Origin of the sequence: Kitasatospora sp. NPDC059577 (assembly GCF_042735475.1) — a bacterium.
Lineage (GTDB): Bacteria > Actinomycetota > Actinomycetes > Streptomycetales > Streptomycetaceae > Kitasatospora.
The window spans coordinates 30,895-38,088 of sequence record NZ_JBHWBZ010000077.1 but is presented as its reverse complement, the minus strand read 5'-3'; the positions used below and the strand labels follow the sequence as shown (position 1 = coordinate 38,088).

5 protein-coding genes are annotated in these 7,194 nt (G+C 75.3%); 4 read left to right on the top strand and 1 reads right to left on the bottom strand.

Going from position 1 to position 7,194, the window contains the following annotated elements:
• Window positions 1-336: 336 nt before the first annotated feature.
• Window positions 337-882 carry a restriction endonuclease fold toxin-2 domain-containing protein gene (locus ACFV0O_RS37225; protein ID WP_380348637.1) on the top strand — a complete coding sequence of 182 codons (546 nt, stop codon included), beginning with the start codon at window positions 337-339 and terminating at the stop codon, window positions 880-882.
• A gap of 140 nt (window positions 883-1,022) precedes the next feature.
• Complete coding sequence (locus tag ACFV0O_RS37220; RefSeq protein ID WP_380348635.1) at window positions 1,023-1,397, top strand: hypothetical protein; 375 nt, start codon at window positions 1,023-1,025, stop codon at window positions 1,395-1,397.
• Window positions 1,398-1,602: 205 nt separating this feature from the next.
• Here the strand turns inward: ACFV0O_RS37220 and ACFV0O_RS37215 are convergent, their stop codons facing one another.
• Window positions 1,603-3,150, bottom strand: a complete 1,548-nt coding sequence (locus ACFV0O_RS37215) for a long-chain fatty acid--CoA ligase (RefSeq protein WP_380348633.1) — start codon at window positions 3,148-3,150, stop codon at window positions 1,603-1,605.
• Window positions 3,151-3,385: 235 nt separating this feature from the next.
• Here ACFV0O_RS37215 and ACFV0O_RS37210 point away from each other — a divergent pair, with 235 nt between their 5' ends.
• Together ACFV0O_RS37210 and ACFV0O_RS37205 are read left to right on the top strand one after the other, a co-directional pair.
• A complete protein-coding gene (locus ACFV0O_RS37210) occupies window positions 3,386-3,913 on the top strand; it encodes a hypothetical protein (RefSeq protein WP_380348631.1) in 528 nt (175 codons plus the stop codon).
• 112 nt (window positions 3,914-4,025) lie between these two features.
• Window positions 4,026-7,184 carry a type 2 lanthipeptide synthetase LanM family protein gene (locus ACFV0O_RS37205; RefSeq protein ID WP_380348630.1) on the top strand — a complete coding sequence of 1,053 codons (3,159 nt, stop codon included), beginning with the start codon at window positions 4,026-4,028 and terminating at the stop codon, window positions 7,182-7,184.
• Window positions 7,185-7,194: the final 10 nt, after the last annotated feature.

Genomic DNA, 7,194 nt, shown 5'->3' with positions numbered 1-7,194 from the left:
CCCACCCTCCAGTGCCCCCGGCGCGCGCCCCCCCGGCCCCCCCCGCGGGGGCGGCCCGCCCCGGGGGCGGGGCCCGAGCCCGGCGGGGTCCGTCGTTCGCGGACGCGCGCGGCGGTCCTCCGCGGGAGCGCCGGCGGGGCACCGGCGGGGCGTCCGCGCGGGCCCCGGCGGGAGTTCCACGGGAGCTTTCGTGGGGGCTTTCGCGGATGATCCGCGTGCACGACGTGAACACCCCGAGAAGGCCCGTCGCCAGCCCCGATGCGAGCCGCCCGGGCTCCGGTCCGGGGGCGTGCCACGGTCGGCCCCAAGCCGCCGCCGTTCACGGTCACCCCCGGCATGCCGCCGCCGCGTGACCCGAACAGTCCCTTCCCGGCGTTGTCGCCGCAGGACCAGGCCGCCGTCCGGATGTGGATGACGCAGATGCAGCAGGACGGCCGGACGTTCCAGGCGCTCGGCCCCTCCGTGAAGGGCGACCCCAAGATCGACGCGCACCGGGCCTACCAGGTCCGGGTCGCCGGATCGACCGAGTACCGGCTGTACACCACGGTGACCGACCCGGAGACCGGCCGCGAACTGGGCATGGACGCCGACGGCGTGCGCCCCGAGGACGGCGCGGCGATCGACGCCAAGTACATCGGCCAGCAGAAGAGCTGCAAGTCCCCGTTCCGGCTGGACAACGCCGACGGCGTCTTCGACTTCGTGTACGAGAACACCATGGACGGCGAGGCCAAGAAGCTCGACAAGTACGCGTCGGCGCTGAACGACCCCCGCACCAAGGTCAACCACCTGGAACTCATCACCAACGACGGGAAGGCCAGCTCGTACGTCCAGGGCCTGATGACCGCCACGGGCGTCACCGGGAACGTCCGCGTCGTACCGTGACCCTGACGGTCGCCCGTGACCGTGACGGCCACCGTGACCGAGCGGCCGGACCTCACCGGCAGCCGCCCCGCAGCCGACCTGGCCCGCACCCGACCCGCACGGCATCCGACCCGCACCACCGAGAGAAGCGAGAACACCCCGTGGGATCCGCCTTCTACGTCAGCGCCGACCGCGAACAGGCCGGCCCGTGGACCTTCACCGGCGAGCAGCTGAAGGACTGCGTCCGCCGCCACTGGCCGGACGCCACGGTGAGCGGCGCGTTCGAGAACTTCCTGGAGATCCACGCCGAGGTCGAGCCCGGCCGCTGGGCGGAGCTGTCCTACAACCTGCGGCACGGCGCCTTCTCCTTCGAGGACCGCGAACCGCACTCCGCGCCGCTCACCGTCATCTACACGGCGCTGCACGAACTCGCGCCCGCGGTACCGGTGGTGTGGTGGGTCGACTACGACGCCGAGCTTGAGGCCCTGGACCTGGCCGGCGGCCTGGAAGCCTTCATCGACGGCTTCCCCGCCTAGGGCTTGTCTGACAATTCCCGCCGCGCGCACGACGCCGGGCATCCCGGCTGGACGCACCGCCGAATCGTCCAAGTACGTCCAGTACGAGGACGCTCCGGCGGCACGCCCAGCCGGGCGCCCAACGCCGCGCGCTGATGCGACGCGAATTGTCAGACAAGCCCTAGTCCGGACAGGACCTGGGGCCCGACGTCATCCGGTCCGCCGGTCACCCGAGTTCGCGTTTGAGGATCTTGCCGGTGGCGGTCATCGGCAGGCTGTCGACGATCTCCACGATGCGCGGGTACTTGTGGCCGGCCATCTGCTCCCTGCCCCAGGCGACCAGTTCCCCGGGGGCGGCGCCGGCCCCGGACTTCAGGATGACGAACGCCTTGACCTCCTCGCCGTGGCTCTCGTGCGGCACGCCGACCACTGCGGCCAGGCCGACCGCGGGGTGCGTCATCAGCACCTCCTCGACCTCGCGCGGGTACACGTTGAAGCCGCCCCGGATGATCATGTCCTTGGCCCGGTCGACGATGTAGTAGAAGCCCTCCTCGTCCCGGCGGGCCAGGTCACCGGTGCGGAACCACCCGTCCCTGATCGCCTCGGCGGTGGCCTCGGGCCGGTTGAAGTAGCCCTTCATGACGCCGTGGCCCTTCACCACGACCTCGCCGACGGCGCCCGGCTCGGTGACCTCCGACCAGTCGGCGTGGATCAGCTTGACCTCGACGCCCCAGATCGGCACGCCGACGGACCCGGGGCGCGGTTCCCGCTCCGGGTCGGAGAAGGTCACCACCGGCGAGGTCTCGGAGAGGCCGTAGCCCTCCAGCACCCGGATGCCGAGCCGTTCCTCGATCCGGCCCAGCAGTTCCACCGGCAGCGGGGCGCCGCCGGACACGCCGATGCGCAGGTTGCGGGCGATCCGGTCCACGTCGACGGTGTCGGTGAGCGCGCCCAGCAGGGCCCACCACATGGTCGGGACACCGGCGAAGAAGGTGATCTCCTCGGTGTTCATCAGCCGGACCACCTCGTCCGCGTCGAAGCGCGGCACCAGGTGCAGGGTCGCGGCCGTCGAGAAGCCGGTGTGCATCTGGACGGTGGAGCCGAAGGTGTGGAACAGCGGCAGGCACAGGACGTGGCTGTCCGTGGCCGGCGTGCTCCGGAACGTCCGGTTGCAGGCCAGCACGTTCATCACCGTGTTGGCGTGGGAGAGTTCGGCGCCCTTGGGCTGACCCGTGGTGCCCGAGGTGTAGAGGATGATCGCGGTGTCGGTCGCCTCGGTGGCCACCGGGTCGAACACCGGGGACGCCCCGGCGAGCGCCGCGTCCAGGGTCTGCGCCCCGGCGATCGGCGAGGGGGCGGCCGGATCGGCGGTGATCAGGAAGAAGGTCTCGCAGCTCCCGACCTCGTCGAAGGCCTTCCGGCCCTCCTCACCGATGGCCAGGTCCCGCGTCCCCTCGAAGCAGAAGTAGGCCTTCACCTCGGCGTCGCGCAGGTGGTAGGCCACCTCGCGCGACTTCAGCAGGATGTTCAGCGGGACGACGACCCCGCCGGCCTTGAGGATGCCGTAGTAGACGACCGGGAACTGCGGCAGGTTCGGGCAGCTCAGCGCCACCCGGTCACCGGGCCGGATCCCGCGCTCCACCAGCAGGTTGGCGACCCGGTTCGCGGCGGCGTCGACCTGGGCGTAGGTCAGCCGCGTCGGGCCGAGCACCACCGCGTCGCGGTCCGGGTGGGTACGGGCGGAGTCCTCCAACAGGACCGACAGGTTCAGCATGGCACCTTCCGAAGGCGTGGATCCGGACCGGGCGGGGACGGCATCGCGTCATCATCGTCCGCGGGGCGGATCACCGCCAGTACCCGGACGGGCCCGGCGCACGGCGCGGCGGGGCCCGCGGATCCGGTCGCCGGCCGGTCCTCGGCAGGTCCGCAGCCGTACCCGGGCAGGCCCCGGGCAGGTCGGGGCGCTCCGAGGGCTTCCCGTTTCCGCACCGGTGCCGGAGGATCCCCGCATGACCCATGATCAGACCGACGGTGCGTCCTCGGCCGATGCGGCCGCCCGCTACCTGGAAGCACTCCGCGAACGCCTGGCCGCCGACGGCTGCCGCATCAACGGGACCGGCCGGCCCGGCCACCGGGTGGTGATCGGCAGCAGGTCGGACCGAAAGGCGCGCTGGTTCGCCACCAAGGTCGAACTGTTCGTCCTCGCCGCCGCCGTCCCCGAGGTCGACGGCGCCTCGCTGGCCGAGTTCACCGGCTGGGCGCTGGGCTACGCGAAGGACCTCCGGAGCGGCCTGGCCGGCGTCCGCAACGCGGCGATGGTCCTGCCCGCCCTGATCAGCGACCGGGTCCACCCGTCCGCGGTGCAGTGGGCCGCCGCGGACGGACGGGTGCTCGGCACCGATCTGATCGCCCGGCCGGTCGTGGTGGAGACGGCGGCGACGGGGCCCGCCCGGACGACCGTGTACCGGGGGCGGGCCGCGTGGGGCGGGATGTTCACCTCGCACGTCCTGACGAAGGCCTCGCTGTACTTCCCCTGAGCCCGCGCGCCGGGCCGGCACGCGGGCGTGCGGACTCCCGGTCCGCACACCGGACCTCCACCCGACGATCACGCCCTTGTGGAATCCTCCATGCGGTGCCACCCTCGTCCCTGTGACTGCGACGGTTTCCGAAGCGGCGAACTCCGGTTCCGGATCCGCTGATTGGTGGCTGCCCGGGGTGCCGGAGCAGGACCGGGTCCGGACGGCCGCACCGGCCTGGGCGGTGTTCGTCGAGCAGGCGCTGAACACGGCACCGGCACCGGTCGTGCCGGCCGGGGACCTGCCGGGCCTCACCGGCTTCCGGACCGTCGTGTCACCGCTGGCCCTGGCGGCCGCCACCCGCCTGCCGGCGGACCTGCCCCCGGCCGTGGTCGATCTGCCCGCCGTGCGGGCGGAGTTCGTCGCCGGGCTCACCGACACGCTGGCCCGACAGGCCGCCCGAACGCTCGTCCTGGAACTCAACGTGGCCAGGGTGACCGGGGCTTCGGCGGGTGCCACCCCGGCCGAGCGCTTCCGCGACTTCGTCCTGCGGACGGCGACGCGGGAAGGGCTGCTCACGCTGTTCCGCGAATACCCGGTGCTGGCGGGGATCCTGGGCCGGACCTGCCTGGCCGCCGCCGACGCCTTCGCCGAACTGCTGGCCCGCTTCGCCGCGGACCGCCCGGCCCTGGCCGCCACCCTGCTCCGCGACGCCGCTCCCGGACCGCTGGTGGCGGTCCGGCGCGGGGCCGGGGACGGACACCGGGGCGGCCGCGCCGTCGCGCTGCTGCGCTTCGCCGGTGGCGCGCGACTGGTGTACCGGCCCAGACCGACCGCCGTCCACCGGCACGTCGGCGCCGTCGTCGACTGGTTCAACGCGCAGCCCGGTACGCCCGGCCTGCGGACCCCTGCCCTGCTCGAACGGCCGGGGTACGGCTGGCTGGAGTTCATCGAGCGGCGTGCCTGCGCGGAACCCGCCGAGGTGGAGCGGTTCTACGTCCGCCAGGGCGCCTGGCTCGCCCTGCTGCACGCCCTGGACGGCACCGACCAGCACGCGGGGAACCTGATCGCCTGCGGGGAGCACCCGGTGCCGGTCGACCTGGAGACCCTCTTCCACCCGCCCGCCCCGGCCGACCCCGAGCTGCCCGACGACGATCCGCACCGCGCCGACCCGGCGGCGCTCGCGCTGCAGGCCTCGGTGCACCGCACAGGCCTGCTGCCGCGGCTGGTCCTCGGCGACGTCCGGGCCCTGGACGCCTCCGGCCTCGGCGGCGACGCCGGCGCGGGCTCGCCGAGCGACGCGGTGCGGTGGGCGGCGGCCGGAACCGACGAGATGCGGCTGGTGCGCGGGGCGGCCGAGTTCACCGGCGCGGAGAACCGCCCCAGACTCGGCGGCACGGACACCGACCCCGCCGACCACTTGGACGCCCTGCTGGCGGGCTTCCGCGCGGGCCGCCGCGCGCTCGCCGCCGGCCGCGCCGACCTCACCGGCCCGGCCGGACTGCTGAGCGCCTTCACGGACGACGAGGTGCGGGTCGTGGTGCGCGCCACCGAGGAGTACGCGACCCTGCTCGACGAGTCGACCCACCCCGACGTGCTGCGCGACGCGGAGCACCGGGAGGCCCTGCTGCGGACCCTGGGCACGGGCGAGTCCGCCCGCCCGGGAACGGCCCGGCTGCTCGACGAGGAGATCGCCGAACTGCGCGACGGCGACGTGCCGTTGTTCACCACCCGCCCGGGCCGGACCGAGCTGTGCAGCGGCCGGGGCGAGCGCTTCCCCAACGCCCTGGAGCGCCCCGGCCTCGACCGGGTGACGGAACGGCTCGCGGCGCCGGGCGCGGCCGACCCGGCCGGGCAGGAGTGGATCGTCCGGGCGGCGATGGCGGCCCGGTCCACCCGCCCCGCCCATACGCCCGGCGGACCGCAGCCACCCGGCGCACCACGGCGGTCCGGCGGACCTCAACCACCCGGCGCAGCACGGCGGTCCGGCCGGCCGTGCCCGTCCGACGGGCCACCGGAGGAACCGTCCGACGTTCCCGCACCGGACCCCGCGCGGCTGCTCGCCGCCGCCCGGGTCCTCGGCGACCGGCTGGTCGACGGCGCCCACCGGTCGGCGGAGCGGGCGAACTGGCTCGGGCTCGACCTGATCGCCGACCGGTACTGGCGACTCGCACCCGCCGGCGCCGACCTCGGCGGCGGCTACCCCGGACCGGCCCTGTTCCTCGCCCGGCTCGCCTCGCTCACCGGCGAAGCCCGCTACGCCGACGTGGCCCGCCGCGCGCTGCAGCCGGTGCCGGCGCTGCTGGAGCGGCTGGCGGCCCGGCCGGCGGACCTGCCGCTGGTCGGCTCGGGAGCCTGGGCCGGGCTGGGCGGACTCACCTGGGCCCTGGCGCAGCTGGCCGCCCTGCTGGACGACCGCGAGCTGCTCGACCTGGTCGAGCCGGCCGTCCGGCTCACCGCGGCCGCCGCCGAGGCGGAGGAGCCGGCCGGTCTGGCCGACGGCACGGCCGGCGGGCTCGCGACCCTGCTCGCGGTGCACCGGGCCACCGGCAGCACGGCGGCGTGGACGGGCGCGCGGCTCTGCGCGGCGCGCCTCCACGACCTGTTCGACGGGCCCGACGGACTCGACGACCCCCGAGGCACCGAAGGCACCGAAGGCACCGGAGACACCGGCTCACGCGGCGGGTTCGACCGGTCGCCGCCCACCGGGCCGGGCCTGGCCGCCGGGCCGGGCCTGGCCGCCGGGTCGGCCGGGGTCGGCTGGGCACTGCTGGCGTTCGCCCGGGCGGCCGGCGACGACGGCCACCGGCGTGCGGGCCTGGCCGCGCTGCGCTCGTCCACCCGGGCTCCGGCGCTCGGCGCCTCCTGGTGCGAGGGCGCGCCCGGCATCGCGCTCGCGCTGGTCGACAGCGGGGCCGCGACGGCCGACCCGGCGCTCGCCGACTGGGCCGGCTCCGCCGTGCGGGCGGCCGTGGCGGCCGGTCCGCGGCCCGACCACAGCCTGTGCCACGGCGAGACAGGGGTGCTGGAGCTGCTGGGCCGGGCTCCCGGCGCGGCCGCCCGCCGGGCGTGGGCCGGCCGTTCGGCGGCCCTGGTGGACGCGCTCGCGCGCACCGGGCCGGTCTGTGGCACCCCCGGCGGCCTCGTGGTCCCGGGCCTGCTCTTCGGCCTGGCCGGGATCGGCAACGGGCTGCTGCGGCTCGGCTTCGCCGACCGTACGGCCCCGGTGCTGCCACCGGTCGGTGCCGAGCACGACGCGGCCGCCCGCACGGGCGCCGTGATCCGCGAATAGGGAAAGGGCG

What these genes read in the sequence shown, in the direction of transcription:
- ACFV0O_RS37225 (WP_380348637.1), top strand. Translation starts at nt 337, where the DNA reads ATGCCGCCGCCGCGTGACCCGAACAGTCCCTTCCCGGCGTTGTCGCCG.
- ACFV0O_RS37215 (WP_380348633.1), bottom strand. Translation starts at nt 3,150, where the DNA reads ATGCTGAACCTGTCGGTCCTGTTGGAGGACTCCGCCCGTACCCACCCG.
- ACFV0O_RS37210 (WP_380348631.1), top strand. Translation starts at nt 3,386, where the DNA reads ATGACCCATGATCAGACCGACGGTGCGTCCTCGGCCGATGCGGCCGCC.